The 18,284-nt window shown below is 40.7% G+C and carries 11 protein-coding genes; 5 read left to right on the top strand and 6 right to left on the bottom strand.

All coding sequences use genetic code 11. The features are described from left to right. Positions 1-179: 179 nt before the first annotated feature. On the bottom strand, positions 180-1,988 hold the full coding sequence (gene nadN / locus FUT79_RS01160; RefSeq protein WP_024751852.1) for an NAD nucleotidase: 1,809 nt from the start codon (positions 1,986-1,988) through the stop codon (positions 180-182). A gap of 776 nt (positions 1,989-2,764) precedes the next feature. On the opposite strand from nadN, the gene FUT79_RS01150 reads away from it, so the two are divergent. From FUT79_RS01150 to FUT79_RS01135, 4 genes are all read left to right on the top strand, one after another. After that, positions 2,765-3,418 (top strand): HAD-IA family hydrolase, encoded by a 654-nt coding sequence (locus tag FUT79_RS01150; RefSeq protein WP_024751850.1) that lies wholly within the window; start codon positions 2,765-2,767, stop codon positions 3,416-3,418. 58 nt (positions 3,419-3,476) lie between these two features. Beyond that, positions 3,477-4,361, top strand: coding sequence for a 1-acyl-sn-glycerol-3-phosphate acyltransferase (locus tag FUT79_RS01145; protein ID WP_024751849.1), 885 nt, complete (start codon positions 3,477-3,479; stop codon positions 4,359-4,361). Beyond that, a complete protein-coding gene (locus tag FUT79_RS01140) occupies positions 4,361-4,762 on the top strand; it encodes an acyl-CoA thioesterase (protein WP_002700216.1) in 402 nt (133 codons plus the stop codon). The genes FUT79_RS01145 and FUT79_RS01140 overlap by 1 nt, the downstream gene beginning before the upstream one ends. A 474-nt stretch (positions 4,763-5,236) precedes the next feature. Next, complete coding sequence (locus FUT79_RS01135; protein ID WP_024751847.1) at positions 5,237-7,645, top strand: Lon protease family protein; 2,409 nt, start codon at positions 5,237-5,239, stop codon at positions 7,643-7,645. 515 nt (positions 7,646-8,160) lie between these two features. Here the strand turns inward: FUT79_RS01135 and FUT79_RS01125 are convergent. Together FUT79_RS01125 and FUT79_RS01120 are read right to left on the bottom strand one after the other, a co-directional pair. Beyond that, entirely contained in the window at positions 8,161-9,369 is a 1,209-nt protein-coding gene (locus tag FUT79_RS01125; protein ID WP_024751846.1) for a lipid II:glycine glycyltransferase FemX, read from the bottom strand. Positions 9,370-9,500: 131 nt separating this feature from the next. Then, positions 9,501-10,031, bottom strand: a complete 531-nt coding sequence (locus FUT79_RS01120; RefSeq protein WP_044634924.1) for a TetR/AcrR family transcriptional regulator — start codon at positions 10,029-10,031, stop codon at positions 9,501-9,503. 124 nt (positions 10,032-10,155) lie between these two features. Between FUT79_RS01120 and FUT79_RS01115 the strand changes: the two genes are divergently transcribed. Beyond that, positions 10,156-10,386: a hypothetical protein gene (locus tag FUT79_RS01115; protein WP_002700226.1), complete on the top strand. Its 231-nt coding sequence runs from the start codon at positions 10,156-10,158 to the stop codon at positions 10,384-10,386. 1,079 nt (positions 10,387-11,465) lie between these two features. On the opposite strand, the gene mnmG is transcribed toward FUT79_RS01115, so the two are convergent. From mnmG to FUT79_RS01085, 3 genes are all read right to left on the bottom strand, one after another. Further along, positions 11,466-13,355 (bottom strand): tRNA uridine-5-carboxymethylaminomethyl(34) synthesis enzyme MnmG, encoded by a 1,890-nt coding sequence (gene mnmG, locus FUT79_RS01105; RefSeq protein WP_002700233.1) that lies wholly within the window; start codon positions 13,353-13,355, stop codon positions 11,466-11,468. A 735-nt stretch (positions 13,356-14,090) separates the two neighbouring features. After that, on the bottom strand, positions 14,091-16,415 hold the full coding sequence (metG, locus tag FUT79_RS01100) for a methionine--tRNA ligase (RefSeq protein ID WP_024751843.1): 2,325 nt from the start codon (positions 16,413-16,415) through the stop codon (positions 14,091-14,093). A 672-nt stretch (positions 16,416-17,087) separates the two neighbouring features. Beyond that, the gene (locus tag FUT79_RS01085; RefSeq protein ID WP_024751842.1) at positions 17,088-18,230 is read right to left on the bottom strand and encodes a cysteine desulfurase family protein; all 1,143 of its coding nucleotides are present in this window, start codon (positions 18,228-18,230) and stop codon (positions 17,088-17,090) included. Positions 18,231-18,284: the final 54 nt, after the last annotated feature.

Here is an 18,284-nt window from a genome sequence, read left to right as displayed (position 1 = left end):
TCGTTCGGCATTTTTGCACAAACAATCTATCATAAATTTTTTGCGGAATGCGTTAGAAAAAGACTGTTTTTTTGTAAACGAAAGGATAAATACCCTTGTGCTTTGTTGTGGTATGGAACAAGATGAGCGCAAGAGGACAGCTCAAAGCCGTCCTCTTTTTTACTCGTTAGTGAGAAGTTTTAGGGCTCAAAATGGAATACGACATTTGAATCCTCGTATGATTTAAAGTCCGGATTTGCTTTAAGAAATTTAATAAATGTTTCTGCATCGGGAAGGAACGTATCTACACCGCCGCGAGATTCGGTAATTTTTCCGAGTGTAACGTAGCCGTCTTTACCGCCTGCAATATACGAATTTACTGCCAACTTATACATTTTTGAATCCTTAATCGGCTCCCATTTTTTTGTTTCCCTGTTTTGCACTTCGACTTTTACTAAACGCTTGCCGTTTTTGTCTTTATTCTGATTAGCTTCATATCGAAGAGCTGCTCCGTAGGGGAATGAGCCGGTTGAGCCTGTTCCGCCAAGTGCAAAATCCATAGCATCTTCAAGAATCTGCTTTGTTTCCTCTCCCGACACTTCTACCATAAAAAGTGTATTTCCAAAGGGGAGGAATGTGTAGGCATCATTAAAGGTTATGCTTCCCGGATTGATGTTTTCGCGCACGCCGCCGGCGTTTTGAATTGCAAAATCAATATTGCCGGAACCGGCATTTTGCATTTCCGAAAGCATGGTTTCTGCAACAAAACGACTTGCAACCGATCCTTGCGGATTATCTTTATACGGGATTCTGTTTTGTGATCCGCCGGCCATTACTGCGCCGCTGATAGAGCCAACAATTTGACCGCCAAGCCGTTGTTTTTCATTCTTGTATTTTTCAAGTAATGCTTCAGCCTCTTTATCAGGTTTTGCAAAAGAAATAAAGGACATCTCCTTTAAGCTTGCAAGAAGTTGCGTAAGTTCTTTTCCTTTCGGATTGTATTTTTTTCCGTCCTTGTCTCTTCTTTCAAACCAGGTATCGTGGAGCAAGATATGCGATTCGCCGGTGGCCTTTGTTACCAGTCCGTTTTCGTCAAACTCTACAACAAGCTCGCCCAAGGCTTTTGCATACTCCCAACATTCAACAAGATATACCGGCTCCCCTGCGGGAGAAGTAAATTTTGTAGGATATGGACTGTAAACAGGTAATCCGGCGGCAGCCATTTGCTCGTTGCCAAACAAATGATGCGTGTCTCCGGTTATAATAATATCAATTCCGGAAACTTTTTTTGCAATTTCAGAATTAATCTCAACTCCGCCATGAGAAAGGAGGATAATCTTGTTTATACCCATTTTTGTCAGCTTATCAGCATATTTTTGTGATGTTTTAATTTCATCGGTAAACTGAATATCTTTTCCAGGGCTTGCAGATTCTACGGTTTTACCCACTGTTTCCAGTCCGATAATACCGATTTTTTGTCCTTCTATTCCCATAATTGCATAAGGTTCCCACAGTCCATGCAAAATGCTGCCTTTTTCCGGATTTACGTTTGAGGAAATAACAGGCACTTTTAAATGATCAAGGAATTTTTTTAATCCTTCATTGCCGGTATCGAATTCATGATTTCCAAGTGTAAAATAGTCTATGCCGGTAATATTCATCATTTCAGCATCCGCTTTGCCTTCAAAAAGCGTAAAATACAAGGTGCCTGAAAGCGCATCGCCTGCGTGCAGTACAATCGGATTTTTTGCGTTCGCTTTGCGCATTTTTAATTCATTTACCAACTCAGGATATCCGCCGATAAGAGTTTTTGTCTTGAGCCCGTCAATAATCATATCGACTTTAAGCGGTTCAAGATTTGAGTGATGATCATTCATATGAAAAATGGTCACGGTTAAAGGAGCCGACGGTTCGGCTGATTGCGATTGTGCGAGAGGCTTTGCCCCGGCGCAACTTATCGCCAGTATCACGGCAACAGCCGCTACAGATAAAAAGCGTAATTTTTTCATAAAACCTCCTAAAAAATTCGCGCTTTGTTGCAACAGCGAGTTTTTTGCACTATTGCAAACAATGTTTTTTACAATTCTTTTGCGGGTACGCAAAAGATTGCATACTACAAAACAAAGTATACCACAAAGGATGCAGTTTGTACTAAAAAAATATACGGTATATGCAAAAATATTGCCCGCGAGAGAATTGCAGCGAATGCTCCGTTTTGACATTCGTATAAAACATGGAACAACTCCCTGTTATAAAAATCGGAGTATCAACAATAAAGGACTGTGAATTTAAGCATTCCTATGGTAAATTGCTCGCCGTTGCTCAATTCCAAGCGATGTTTTAAAGCATCAACACAAAACTGTAAAATTGAAGCTTTAAAACTCGTAGGCGAAGCGAAGCAAAAAGAGCAAGGCTTCGTCCTTGCGCCGTGTCGAGCTCTTTTTTATAAAATTTTTTACGTTTTTGGTAAGATGTATTAAAAAATATAATTGACTTATTAAAAAAACGTTATACTACACTATGAGTTTGACAACGGTGGGTAAACTTACCATAGGCAAAATAGTAATATCGTATGGTTGAACCGCAGCGTTCGAGCCTGTTCCGATTGAACCCTTAGAATTAACATCAGACGTCGTTTCCCTTTCTCATCAAAAAATGCAATTGATATTCTCTAAATTAAACTCTACGGCACATGAACCGCGATGTTTTTATTTCAGGTGAACGTCTTGTCAATAGCTTGAGTTTGTGTAAAATATGGCGTATAGTTGTGTAGAGGTTATGACAAGTGATTAAACATTTATTATTTGATATGGATAATACGCTTTATTCATGTACAAATAAAATTGACGAGGCTATTGGAAAACGCATGATTCAATTTGCGGCGGACTTCTTAAATACCACATATGAGCACGCAAAAGAATTACGAAAAACGGAAAAAATAAAATACGGGACAACGTTACAGTGGCTGAAACTTGGATACGGATTTAAAGATGATGATGCGTATTTTAATGCGGTGCATCCGGAATATGAAATAAATGAGCTGGAGCCCGATCCGAATCTGCGTTCTTTTTTGCTTGCATTAAATATGCCTATGACTGTTTTAACCAATGCGCCAATGATGCACGCAGAGCGAGTCTTAAAATTTTTTAATATTTATGATATTTTTCTCGGAATTTTTGATATTTCTTTTCATAACGGAAACGGCAAACCTCATCCGGACTGTTTTTATAATACCTTGAAACAGGTGAATAAAACGGTTGAAGAAACACTCTTTTTAGATGATTACCCGCACTACTTGCTTGGATTTAAAAACATCGGAGGAAGGATCGCCCTGATTGATGAGAAAAATAAGTACGAAGATTTTGCAAAAGAACACTCAATACCGGTGTTGAAAACCATATATGAATTACCGAAATTATTAGAAACAATAAATAATTGATTTTCGATAAAGAGATAAGCGCAAGCGCATAAGTAACAGTTATTCTAGGAGGAAAATTATGGAGAAGCGTTCTTTGGAAGAGCAATTCAAAGATGTCTTGCCTTTGTTAGAGAAATATTCACGAAAAGCAACTATCGTTGACGAAACTACCGTTTTACAAACAGAAAACACCGCTATTCGAAAAATTATTGATTCGATGATGACACAAGTTTTATTACCCGGTTCTGAAATGAGAGGCACAAATCATATTCAGGAATTTTTAAAACTTACCAACGAGGGTAAAAAGGGTATTATTTTAGCGGAACATTACAGCAATTTTGATTTACCCTGTTTGCTCCACTTGATGGAAAACGGAAGTGCGGAAGGTAAAGAGCTTTCAAAAAAGATTATTGCTATTGCGGGAATGAAGCTCAGTGAAGATAATAAATATGTTTCCGCCCTTGCGGAAGCGTATGACAGAATCGTTATTTATCCGAGCAGAACATTAAACTCAATTACCGATGAAAAAATTCTGGCGGACGAAACACTGCGCAGCAGAAAAATTAACTTGGCGGCTATGAAAGCCCTTGAAAAAGAACGTAATGATGGCAGAGTTGTGTTAGTTTTTCCGTCTGGCACTCGATATAGACCGGGAAAGCCCGAAACAAAGCGCGGTTTACGAGAAATAGACTCTTATATCCGCACCTCGGATGTCATGATGCTGATTTCAATTAACGGAAACTGCTTACGGATTTCCGATGATCCCTCCAACATGATGGGGGATATTGTGTGCAAAGATAAAATTGTTATGGAAGCAAGCACGGTTTTCGACACCGCGACTTTTCGAGAAGATGCAATGACGTGGCATCCCGATGCGGAAGATAGAAAGCAAAATGTTGTTGATTATGTTATGCACATTCTTGCCCAAATGCATGATAAAAATGAAGAAGGAAGGCTTTCATAATGTTTTCAATAAGTTTTCCCGTCCGTTCATATGAGCTTGACTCTTATAACCATGTAAATAATGCAGTTTATTTATCGTATCTTGAATTTACTCGCATGGAATACCTTACTGCTACCGGCTTTGATTATCAAAAGTTTGCAGAGGCGGGGTATATGCTATATGTTACTTCGGTGAACATTAAATATAAGCTTTCAGCGCGGCTTTTTGACACGCTTACGGTTGAGGTTTATCCCATAAAACTGAGAAAAGCCTCAGGCACTTTTAAACAGATTATCAAAAATCAACACGGAGACGTTTGTGTAGAAGCGGAAGTCGGCTGGGCATGCGTAAGCAGGGCTACAGGAAAGCCGACAAAACTCCCCGACGAATATATCACTGCAGGCTTAAAACCCGCCGAGTAATTGTTTGCAAAACCGTCTGCTATGACGGTCTGCTATTAAATTGCTGTTATACCACTCGAAGCATCAATACAAAATTATAAAATTGAAGCTTTAAAACTCGCAGGCCTGTAAACACAAGAATGCCAAAGCTACATTCAGAACCGCCACGGACGCCCGTGGTTCCAAGCAGAATTGAGTTTGAAAACTACCACAGCTATATAAACAGGAGTTTGCAAACTCATAGGTTTGGTTTTGCCACGGACGGCAAAACCAAACCGTTGGACTCTTTTTTATAAAATTTTTTACGTTTTGGTAAGGATGTATTAAAAAACGAATCGACTTATTAAAAAAACGCTGTACTATTTTCACTAATGTTTAACTCACAGTAAAAATACAAAAATTTTCATGCATATGCCCTCATGTATCTCTTTTTGATTGCCTGATTTATAAAATCTCGATATAATAGCCGGTATTACTGTTATGCGAGGAGTAAACATGAATAATAATGCGCCGGCGAAAAAAGCGCATGAACTTACATTTGCAGAAATAAAAATAGATTTTCCTTTAGAAAAAATTGCAAAGCTTAAAAACACACCGGTTGCTTCTAATCTTGTTGGGCAAGATCGTGCAATTGAAGCGATAAAGCTCGGAATAGGTATTCCCTGCAGCGGTTACAATATATTTATAATGGGAGCTTCCGGTACCGGGCGAAGAACGGTATTATTGTCTTTATTAAAAGATTATAAACCGGAACTTTCACAATTGCAGGATATCGCTTATGTGTATAATTTTGCGAAACCCTTAGAGCCCCAAGCCTTATTTTTTCCTGCCGGAGAAGGAAGGACTTTTAAGAATCTGTTAAAAAAAGCGGTAGAATCTATTTATAAAAAAACACAACAAAAAATAAAAAGTGAGAGCTTTCTTAGCGAGCAAAAAAAGATAATCAGCAAAGCAAAGAATGAAGAAAACAATCAAATTAGTGCGCTTGAGTTAAAAATGCTAAAACAAGGCTTTGCGATTCGAAATACTAAAGATGAAGAAAACCCGTCCTTAGACGTAATTCCTTTATATAAAGGGAAAGAAACAAGTTTTGACGAGTTGCAGATGATGACTATTCGCAAGAAACTTTCAGAGAAGACTTTGAATACCATTAAGGAAGTGTACTATTCTGCCTTAGATGAGCTTTCAAACCTCTTTGTTGCATTACAAGATAAACAAAGAGAAACTGATGAAAAAATAAAACAGCTCTACAAAAATTCAATAGAGCCCATCATCAAAAAAGAGCTTGCAACAATACAAGCCTATGTACAGGAACATTATCAAGTTCAAAATACAACTATTCAAAAAGAAAAAATCGAGTCTATTCTTGCGTACTTACAAAATATTGAAAAAGATTTGCTAAAACGAACACCTCTTTATGGAACACCTTTTAAGTCCGTTCGACAAAAAAAAGTATTTTTTGAACGTTATGACATAAATCTTATCTGTGAGCACCGGAGCGATAAAAACTATATCATTACGGAAAATCTTCCAAATTTTTCAAACCTTTTCGGAACGATAGAAAGCAGAAGCGACGACGGAGAATCTGTCGTTAACGGACACATGCATATTCGAAGCGGATCGGTACATCAAGCGCTTGGCGGATTTTTAATTCTGCGGTTAAAGGATCTTTTAGAAGAAGATGATTCGTGGATATATTTAAAAAGAGTACTGCAATCAAATAAAATTGAAATACAGGTACCTCCGTCAAGCAATCATAATCAAAGTATTTTTAAACCCGAATCGCTGCCTGCATCATTTAAAGTAGTGCTTATTGGCGGAGATTATACCTATGACATATTGTATCAAGAAGATGCGGATTTTTATAAGCTTTTTAAAATTCCTGCAGAATTTGATTCCGTTATGCAATGTACGGATGAAAATATTGCAGCTTTTATCAAGCTCATGGATAAAGTGATACAAGAACAAAAATCCTTACCCTTTGATGATTCCGGATATGCCCAAATGCTTTCTTATGCATCGGAGCTTGCGGAATCGCGTAATTTATTGACTACGCAATTTACCATGATTGCGGATATGATTGCAGAATCAAATTTTACCGCACAAAAAAAAGAGCAGTCGATTATTACCGCGGAAACCGTCCAAGATTCAATAAACAGAAGAAAATATTTATACTCATTACCGCAGCAAAAATTTGCGGAAATGATCGGAGAAAAAGAAATCCTTATCGACGTAAGCGGTAAGAAAATCGGAAAGCTTAACGGCCTAGCTGTTGAAGAGCGCGGCTACCATTGCTTCGGCGCGCCGGTATCAATTAGTGCGCAAGCTTCCCCGGGAAACAGCGGCGTCATCAATATTGAGCGAGAAGCGGGTCTTTCAGGCGAAATTTATGATAAAGCGCACTTAATCATTACATCGCTTTTGCGTGAAAAGTTTGCACAAGATTTTCAGCTCGCAATTTCCGCCGCTGTTTGTTTTGAACAATCATATAGTTGGGTAGACGGAGATTCCGCCTCCGTTGCGGAATTTCTTGCCTTGCTTTCTGCAATCGGAAAAATTCCTTTACGACAAGATATTGCCGTAACCGGCAGCCTAAATCAACTTGGCATGATTCAACCGATCGGAGGCGTTTCCGAAAAAATCATCGGCTTTTATGATACCTGCTGCATTATCGGTTTAACGGGTTCTCAAGGTGTTATGATCCCCGCAAGCAATAAAAACAACCTTTTTCTGCCCGACCGCATTCTGAACTCCATAAAAGACGGCTCTTTTCATATATGGACAATTGGAGATATTGATGAAGGCATTGAACTTATGTCTTCTCAACCATACGAGGTGATACAAAAAAAAGTGCGCAATGTACTTAAGGAGTTTTGTGAAAAAGTAAAGAAAAATACACAATAAAAGCGGCGAACAGCTCTTTATTATTTTACCGCTTTTATTAATAAAGAGTCCGACACAACGGTTTCATCTTGCCATCCGTGGCAAAATGAAACCTATGAGTTTGAAAACTCCTGTTTATATAGCTGTGGTAGTTTTCAAATTCAATTCTGTTTGGAACCACGGGCGTCCGTGCCCGTTCTGAGTTTTGCCGTCCGTGGCAAAACCAAACCTTGCGAGTTTTAAAGCTTTGCAAGCTGCTTTGCTTTAAAACATTGTTTGACATTCGTAGCAGTTTACCATAGGAATGCTAACTGTAAGCCATCATTATTGATACCCCGATTAGTATAACAAAGATACCTTTTACCCATCATTTTTAACGCTTGCATAAAATATTTTGCTGCAACAAAGTTTATCTCCCTGATTTTTCCGGTATGTTTTTTTGCTCATTTTTACTTGAACAGGAAAAAACCGGCACCGTTGCAATCGTCAATAAGACGACATTTATTTTACAGCTATTCTTTTTTAGGAGCCTTTTGTTATGAGCCTCCGCCTCTGCGCAGCATTTTCTTTATTTTTTTGAACCAAAATGCCCGCAATTTTTCCGCAGCGGTATAACATACGTACCGGAGCGGTTTTACCGGAACATCAAGGCTGCCAACCCTGTGCAGGATACTTCCCCCAAACCCTGTTTTAAATCGATAAAGCCCGTACATTGGATGCGAAGGGTCGTCGGTCGGCGGAATCCCGTAAAAATCATACCGCAAGCAACCATGCTCTTTTGCATCAAGAATAGCGCGCCATTGCAAAAGATACGTAGGCATTAAATTCCTGTTTTCATTTGAAGAAGCTCCGTATAAATACACCGCCTCTTTTTTTGTAAAAATCGTGATAATACTTGCCAGCGTTTTTTTTTCATATTCCGCAATATAGACAAAAATACGCGCTTCGGGGCAAGATTTGCGGCAAAGCTTTGCATAATATTCTTTGCGGTGAATTGCAATCGCATCCCGCTCGGCGGTTTGCTGATACAACGCATAAAAAATATCTATGCCCGCAGCGGCGGCTTCTTCGCCTTCTTTGCGCTCAATAAGAATGCCTTTTTTTTCGGCAAGCCGAATATTGTACCGCCATTTTGATTTTAAATTTTCCGAAAGGAATTCTTCGGTTTGTGAAAGGTCAAGGCAAACAGTATCGGGAGGCTGCACATCATAGGGCGCATCAATAATCCGATAACCGCCGGAGCTTTGCGGCAGCAGCGGAAATGCCTGCGCGATATTCTTTGCACGGGCCGGGATCTTTGCGCCAGAGACATTTGTCGGTTCGGTGTTTTCAAGCGTCCCCTTTGCATTATCAATACGCGTGCTCCAAGGCGGATCAAAGCGAAAAAGAAAAACATCTTTCGGAAGTTTCGCACGGAGAGCCTCCGTCAAACGCACTAATAAATCGCCTTGCTTTTTTGCTGTTTCGTAATCGCACGAATCTTCACTCAGCAATGTTTCAGGCGCCATCGGAAAATAGGCAAGCTTTCCGAAAGGACGAATATTACGCAAAAGTACTGTTAAAATAAATTTGCTGGAGTCGGCGGTAACGGAAAATTGCTTATACGCCCAGCCGTACTCCGATTTAAAATCAGCCCAAAACCTGCTTTGCAAAAAACTCATCGGCTCATACAGATCGGTTTTTTCTTGTATTTCTTTAACAGTAAGTCCTTCGCCGGCATTACTGTTGATAATATCTTCTTTCATTCATACAATTATAAAGGCACTCTTTTTTTTGTCAACATCGTTTGACGATAGTGTTGAACCCTATGATAATGACCCCTTATAAGCACAGTAAAAATGTCCCCATACGGTACATATCAATATTCCCATGATAATTATGATGGAAATTTATTTTTATATTCTTCTTTTATAATTTGAAAAACTTCCTCAGGTTCAAGATCACAATTATTATTTAACCACATTTTAATAATTGCGGTAATACCTGCTCTAAAATATTCTATATGGTAATCAATATATTTATTGCTATAATATTTTTCTGCTAGTTTTGTATCATATCTACGTATTTTAAAATTACTGTCTATTCCCAGTTTAAAATATGTTTTATAGAGTAATTGATTTTCTTTTATATGTGAAAATAGTTTTAAAAAATCATTGGAGTTATACTGACTTTTTACTTCTTCTTCATATAGTTCATTAAAATCATCAATTGCTTTTTTGCCTATTTTTTCTGCTAAATCAAATATATCTAAATAGTTCGCATAAAATGTAGTACGATTTATGCCTGCTTTTTTACAAATTTCAGTAACTGAAATTTTATTTATTTCTTTTTTTTGCAATAGCTGTGCAAAAATTTTTTCAATTTTTTCTATTGAGGCTCTTTTCCTCTTGTTATTCTTTATATTCATAATATTTTCCTATTATCTCAACACATATCGTTATTTTGATGATTGACACCCAATAATTGTCTAATTATATTATAAATTCATTAAGACAACAAGTGTTGAGTAAATATATAGGAGGTCATTTGAAATGGCAAAATCAAAGATTAGTAAGGTGAATAAAAAGATTGAAGAAAAATTATTTGGTGCACATGAAAAAATTAAAGATGTGGTTGTAGGAGCTTACCAAAAGATTGAGGATAAGTTTGTAGACCAATATTTAACAAAAGATGGAGAAAGTATTGAAGATGCTAAAAAACGCTTAAAAGCAGAAAATTTAAAACTCGAAAAAGAACATAAAGAAAATGAGAGTTTTGAATAAATAGAATTCAAAATAAATTATTATATTTGGAGGACAAAATGAAAAAAAGTTATTTTATAACTTTAGTATTAAGTGTAATAGGAACGTTGTTTATCGGAATGGCATTTATTCGGACAAGGTATTGTAATAGGAATTATTGGTCTTTTAGTGCTGTTAATTGCTGTTATAGTTTATCGAAAAATGGAAAATAAACCCCCTATTAAAGTTACTAAAAAAGGCGTTTTTACCGTATTTATAGGTATTCTAGGTGTATTAACACTAGGAATAGGAATGTGTTTAACCATGATTTATAGCTACTTTGTTTTAGGTGTCATAATAGGAATTGTGGGTATTGCTTTATTGCTATGCCTAATTCCGTTATGTAAGGGATTAAAATAATAAATTGCATATGGCAATCCAAACGTGTTTTAAAGCGATATCGCAAAATACACTGCGCAACACTTCGGCGGCTGCTTATTGCGAAAAGCTTATGGAAACGCAACCGTCGAAGCGGTAAGCATCGAAGTCGGATTTGCCACGCATTAATAAAAAATTTACAGCACCGCCTGCTCCGCATAATAAAAAGAGGACATTTTTATAGTGGCTTGACAAAGCGTGTAAGTCTTGACAAATACTTTTTTGCTTTTCATTTAGTGAACTTTATTGTATAATAACTTCAATAAAGTAATATAACGTTTTTTTGATAACTCGATTATTTTTCTTAATGCATTTTATAAAATCAAGACAATTTTATAAAAAGAGCCCGACACGGCGCAAGGGCGAACCCTTGGAATTTCTACCTTTGGTTCGCCTACGAGTTTTGCCTGCTTACACAGGAGAATCAGGCAAAACATCGTTTGGAATTGAGCAACGGTGAGCAATTTACCATAGGGTGAATGCTTTATACCAAAACTTTGCTGTAACCTTTGCTTTTCTTAAAGCGCAAAGCGTTTTCCAAGCGCTTTTAAACTCGATGGTCAACTGTGAAAAAGATTTTCAGAAAAACAGGTTGAGCTCCGGCAAAACGCACGGTAAAGCCGGTTTTCTGGAAGTTTCAAACTGCAGTGCCCGAAAATTCCGGTAAAATTACGGAAAGGTTTTTATCGAAGCTGCACCATTAGGAGCATGATGTCGGAAGGACGGATGCCTTGGATGCGGGCGGCTTGTCCGATTGTTTCGGGGCGGACTTTTTCCAGACGGGTGCGGGATTCGGTGGAAAGTCCGGAGATGTTTGCATAGGAAAAGTTTGGCGGGATTTTAGTATTTTCCATTTTGCGCATTTTTTCTATGCGTTTGTTTTGGGCGATAATATAATGTTCGTAGCGAATTTCAAGTTCGGCTGCGTGGAGAATTTCCTCGTTGTGTTCAGCCGCCTGCACATCGAGGTTGACAATAAGCGAAAGCGGAACGGTCGGGTCCTGCAGCGTCTGCGCAAAAGTTTTGCCGATATGACTCTGCAATTCAGGATTTGCTTCCGCCTGCGTGCTTGTTATCCGAAGGGTTTGCCAATGAGCGATAATGCCGCTGCGTTCTTTTATTTTATCCCGTACTCTGTGCACTGCGGAGTCTGTTTGTAAACCGATTGCGTACGCTTTTTCGGTGAGGCGTTCATCTGCAGTGTCGTGGCGCAATTTTAAGCGGTACTCCGCCCGCGCGGTAAACATGCGGTAGGGCTCATCAACTCCCTGCGTGATAAGATCGTCAATCATGACGCCGATGTATGCCTCGTCTCTGCCGAGCACAAAGGGTTCGTAAGGCTTTTGCGTTTTTTGCGCCCGCGAATAGAGGGCGGCGTTAATGCCGGCAATAATGCCTTGCCCGCCTGCTTCCTCGTAGCCGGATGTGCCGTTGGTCTGTCCTGCGGTAAAAAGCCCTTTTATCCGATGTGTTTGTAAATCAGCACCCAGCTGCAAAGGAGAAACGTACGCATAATCAACCGCATAACCGGGGCGCGTAATCACAACCGATTCAAAGCCCTCAATTGTGCGAATCATTGCGTCCTGTACATCTTCTGGCAAGGACGAGGAGAGCCCGTTAATGTACAGCTCTTCAGTATCCAACCCCTCAGGCTCAATATATATTTGGTGGCGATTACGTTCGGGGAATTTTTTTACTTTGTCTTCCACCGAAGGGCAGTAGCGCGCGCCCGTTGCCTGTATTTTCCCCGAAAATAACGGAGAGCGGTGAAAGTTTTCGCGTATAATCCGATGGGTGTGTTCGTTTGTATAGGCAATATAGCAGGTTGCTTGCGGACGGTGCACTTCCGCCGCCGCAAAAGAAAAGGGGCGCATAATTGCATCGGCTTCCTGAATTTCCATTTTTGAAAGGTCTACCGATTTTCGCAACACCCTGCACGGAGTTCCGGTTTTTAGCCTTCCGAGGGTGAAGCCTTTTTGCGCCAATGCGCTGCCCAAGCCGATTGCCGCTTTTTCGCCGAGCCGTCCTTCCGCCGCCTCATACTCGCCGATGTAAATTTTTCCTTCCATAAAAGTGCCGGTGCTTAAAACTACCGCTTTTGCGGAAATCGTTCTGCCGCGCGCGGTTAGAATTGCTTGCACCGCACCTGATTCCACCGTGCCGGTTTCGCTTGTGCCCGAGCTGAGCACGTCAACCACCGTGTCCTGATAAATATGCAGGTTTTTCTGAAGCTCAAGTGCATGTTTTGCTTTTTGCGCATATAAGAATTTGTCCGCCTGAATGCGCGGCGACTGCACCGCAGGGCCTCTGCTCTTGTTTAAAAGCCGATATTGAATCATACAGGCGTCGGCAAGTTTTCCCATCTCGCCGCCGAGCGCATCAATTTCGCGTACAATATTCCCTTTGGAAATGCCGCCGATTGACGGGTTACACGACAGTCTGCCGATACTGTCAATCGTTTGCGTAATTAAAAGAGTCTGTTCCCCCATTCGAGCCGCCGCCAGCGCAGCCTCAATCCCCGCATGCCCGCCGCCTACCACAATGACATCATAATCGGAATAACGAAAATTCATAGGCGCCCATTATATCGTAAAAATGCCGAAAACTGCAAGCGAAAATATTTTGATCCGAAAAGAGTTCGGTCGGGCTTTTCTGTTAAGGTGGAAATACAAGCAAGCAGCTTTGCATAATGACAGTGCCCTGCTGCGGTAATGGCGGGTAATCCTTACCGCAAAACAAGGCGGGTTGCTTACAAAACCGATTTATCATAACTACTACGGCGTTTTTTTAATAAGTCGATTAAATTTTTTTAATACATTTTAGCAAAAACGTAAAAAGTTTTATAAAAAAGAGTTCGACACAACGGTTTCATTTTGACGTCCGTGTCAAAATGAAACCTATGAGTTTGAAAACTCCTGTTTATATAGCTGTGGTAGTTTTCAAACTCAATTCTGTTTAGAGCCACCGCCATCCGTGGCGGTTCTGAGTTTTTGACGTCCGTGTCAAAACCAAACCTGCGAGTTTTAAAGCTTCTATTATAGAAAGAGTTTGACACAGCGCAACGGTGAGCAATTTACCATAGTAATGCTTAAATCCGCAGTTCCTTATTGTTGATACGCTAATTTTTATAACAGGAAGTTAATTACAAAATGCTATACTATGTAGGAGTGAAACGGTTACAAATATGCGTATCGGATATTCGGCTGTAAAATCACCCGATGGTACCGCGTTTTGGTTCCGTTAAAAAAAGCCCTGTCCTTTTTTACAAAGAACAGGGCTTTTCCATGCGTACGGCATTTTAGCAGCTCTTATCCGACTGTGCCGTTTTGTGTTTTTGCGGTGGTAATCGGTTTGCCGTCAACAGTGAGTTTTTTTCCGGCAATGGTAACGCTATAATCGGTTACCTGAATCGGCACTGAAAAAAACACATCAGCGTCAATGCTGTGGGGCCTTTTTTGATAGTGTTCCGCAACCGCTTCAGCGTTCGCATTTTCTATTTCTCCTTCCAAAAGCACAGGCGTGCCGGGTGCTGCCCACGGGGCTTCTAAAAGCTCAACCTTTCGGGTCTCTCCTTCAAAGTAGTCCGCCGCAAGGAGCATACCGCGCGATTCTATGCCGCGCATTTTTCGCGGTTTTAGATTATCCGCAATAATAATTGTTTTTCCGAGTATTTCCTCAGCCTCCATGTAGGGAACAAGCCCCGAAAGGATAACCCGCTCTTCACCCGAACCGTCATCAAGGGTTTCTATATACAGTTTGTCCGCTTCGGGGTGCCGCTCTACGCGGATAACCTTTGCGGTTTTTAATGCAATTTTTTGAGAAAAAATTGCATCGGCAGGCAAGGTTTCTTTTGCCGGTGCGGCAGGCTCTTTTGATTTTTTTCGCTCTTGTTGATTTCCGGCATATCGTTCCCGATATGCGTTAATAGTTTTATCATCGAGGGTTTTATAAATAATAACTACATTTTGTACCGTTTTTAATCCCTTTCTCTCTCCGATATTGCTCCACGAAAGCGCAGACTTCGGAATGGTATAATCGGGTTTTTGCTCATTAAAAACATTTCCCGACCAAATCTTTATGCCTAAAAAAGAGGCTGCCTGACTTGCGTATTCAGGCATAAAGGGGTGAATCAGAATGAGCAAGTCCTTAATAAAATAGCAAAGCTCGGAAAGAAGCGCTTCGGTTTTTTCCGGATCCGCATCTCGATTTTTCCAAGGCTCTCCGTCTTGAAACGCCTTATTCGCAATAGAGGAAAGCTCAAATATCTGATGAAAGCCGTCACGTAAATTTGCCCAGTCCATCAAATCAGTAATGGATTTTTTATAGCTTTCAACAGCCTTTCGCAGCTGCTTAATAGGCTCGGCAACATCCGCGCGGGAAGACTGCGTTCCGTCAACTTCGGGGATACAGCCGTTATAATAGCGGGAAATAAAACTGAAGGTTCTGTTTACAAGATTACAGAAGTTTCCGATCAGTTCGCTGTTCACCCGCTCCTGAAAATCCTTCCATGTAAACTGTGTGTCGTTTTTTTCGGGACGATTATAAAACAAATAAAAACGCCACATATCCGCAGGGATACCCGATTCTTTTGCATCGGAGCCGAACACCCCGACTCCTTTTGATTTTGAGAATTTCCCCGATTCATAATTAAGGTACTCGGTGCTTGACATATGAAAAAGTTTTGTCCAGTTTTGCCCCGACCCTATCAGCGAACAGGGGAAGATAACCGTGTGAAAAGGAATATTATCTTTTCCGATAAACTGAAAAAGTTCCACATCCTTTTGATCAAGCCACCAGCTTTTCCAATCTCCGCCGGTTATATCCGTAAAACTTTTCGTAATGGAAATATAGCCGATCGGCGCATCAAACCATACGTAAAAAACCTTTTTTTCGTAACCTGCTTTCGGAACGGGAATACCCCATTGCAGATCGCGGGTAATGGCACGCTCCTGCAAACCGTCTCTAATCCAACTCTTTGTCATCTGCAATGCGTTATTTGACCACTCGCCGTTTTTACTTGCCTCTTCCATCCATGGCTGATATTGAGAAATAATTGCCGGCAAGTTGATATACAAATGTTTTGTTGTCTGCGGTTCGGGTGTGCCACCGCAAGTAGCGCACTGCGGATTTTTTAATTCGGTGGGGTCTAACAGCTTTCCGCATTGCTCGCACTGATCGCCCCGCGCATCCTCATAACTGCAATGCGGGCACGTGCCGCGTACATAGCGGTCTGCCAAAAATCGGCGACACTGCGGGCAATACAACTGCTGCATTTCGTGCTCGGTAATAAAACCGTTTTTCTCCAAATCAAGAAAAATCTGCTGGGTAATTTCCGTTTGCTGCGGAGTTGAAGTTCTTCCAAAATAGTCAAAGGCAATGTTAAACCAGTTATAAATATCACTGTGTATTGCATGATAATAATCGCAAAGCTGCTGAGGCGTTTTTCCTTCCTGTAAGGCCTTTGTCTCTGTTGCGGTGCCATACTCATCGGTTCCGCAAATATAAAGCGTTTTATATCCCTTTAAGCGGCAAAAGCGGGCAAACACATCCGCCGACAAAACCTGCAATAAATTCCCCAAATGAGGAATATTATTAACATAAGGCAGGGCTGAAGTAATAAGTTTTCTTTTCATGGGAGAGATAATAAAGTTTCAGCGGGTTCAAGTCAATAAGTAGAAAAATTTCAGATTAACCTAATTTTGACGTCCTTGTCAAAATTAGGTCGTGCAAGTTTAAAAACTCCGATTATAGCGTGGCAGGTTTAAACATCGTTTGGAATTTCTTTTCCTTTCCGGCAAAAAGTACAAGAGCAACAAATTCCTTACTGTGAAGCATTTTCCTTATGGTAAACTTACCCACCGTTGCTCAATTTCAAACAATATTTTGCCTGATAGTTCAGCGTAAACAGGCAAAACTCGTAGGGCAGTTTTTTTGCCGGAAGTCAAACTCAGAACCGCCACGGATGGCGGTGGTTCCACGCAGCAGCGACGTTTTAAAGCAAGACTATTTGCAAAGCTTTAAAACTCGCAGGTTTCATTTTGCCACGGACGGCAAAAATCAGAACGGGCACGGACGCCCGTGGTTCCAAACAGAATTGAGTTTGAAAACTACCACAGCTATATAAACAGGAGTTTTCAAACTTATAGGTTTCATTTTGACACGGACGGCAAAATGAAACCGTTGTGTCGGGCTCTTTTTATAATCTGGATATCAAAATGTAAAATCAACTTGTCGCTGCGATTCTTTTGCAAATTTTACTGTATACTTCCTGCCGGATTTTAAAAACCGCTTGCAATGAAAATACGTTATAGTTTTTCGATACAAGTTTGCAGACAGCAAAGCGCTTGGTTTAGCTCTTCTTTTGTAGTACTTTTACCAAGAGAGATGCGGATTGTGTTCAACTGTTGTTTTGCACCGATGCCCATAGCTTCAAGAATGGGGCGGCTCCGCTTTTTTGATGAGCAAGCGGAGCCCGTGGAAACGTAGACGCCCATATCGGAAAGGCAACGCTGTAAAACTTCGCCGGGAATATTTTCGTTTGTGCATTGAATAATATAGGGAGAAAAATTATTACAATCTTCCATCCGCGTTTCTGGAATAATCGAGATTCCAGGAATACACAGAAGTTTTTGGATAAGATAATCCGAAAGTTCTTGTACATGTGCATACGTTTTTGCAACAGCGGGAATCGTTTTTTGCAAACAACCGGCGAGGGCGATTATCCCTGCAAGATTTTCGGTTCCTGCGCGCATGCCGCCTTCCTGCCCGCCGCCACATAAAAAGGCTTCAAGCGTTTGCGCAAGATATAAAAAACCGATTCCGCGCGGCGCACCGATTTTATGTCCGCTCATCGCGGCGGAACTTATCGGCAAATTTGCAAGTTCAAAGGGTATTTTTCCGAATGCCTGCACCGCATCAACATGAAAGTGAATCTTCCGCTTGCCTTTACAGAACTCGGAAACCGCCTGCCCGATTTCTCGAATCGGCTGAATTGCTCCTGTCTCGTTATTGACTGCCATGACTGTAACGAGGGTGGTGTTTGCGTCGATTGTTTGCAGCACTGCCTCAGGCGTGATAAAACCGCGTTTGTTTACCGGAATTTCCCGCACTTTGCGTCCGTTTTTTTTGAGCATTTTCACCTGTTCACTGATTGCGGCGTGCTCTATTGCGCCGGCTGCAATGTTCAAGCTTTCAGAGCGATTTAACATAGAAAGCAAAACAATATGATTTGCCTCTGTGCCTCCGGAGGTAAAAATAAGCTGTTCTGGCTGCACTTGCAAACATTCCGCAGCCGTTTTACGCGCCGTTTCAAGCCGTTCAGCGGCAGCTTTTCCAAGTGCATGGCGTGCCGAAGGATTTGCAAAATACTTGCCCGCCTCCCGCACCGCCTCTTCTATAATCTCTTGTTCGGGAATTGCGGTCGCAGCCCAGTCTAAATACACATTCATTCTAACACCCTTTGCGATTTTAAAATTAATTTTCCACTGCTTACGTTAAATTTG

Source organism: Treponema phagedenis, from assembly GCF_008153345.1.
Classification (GTDB): domain Bacteria; phylum Spirochaetota; class Spirochaetia; order Treponematales; family Treponemataceae; genus Treponema; species Treponema phagedenis.
Note: the sequence above shows the minus strand (reverse complement) of the source record. Positions and strands in the feature narration are given on the sequence as shown.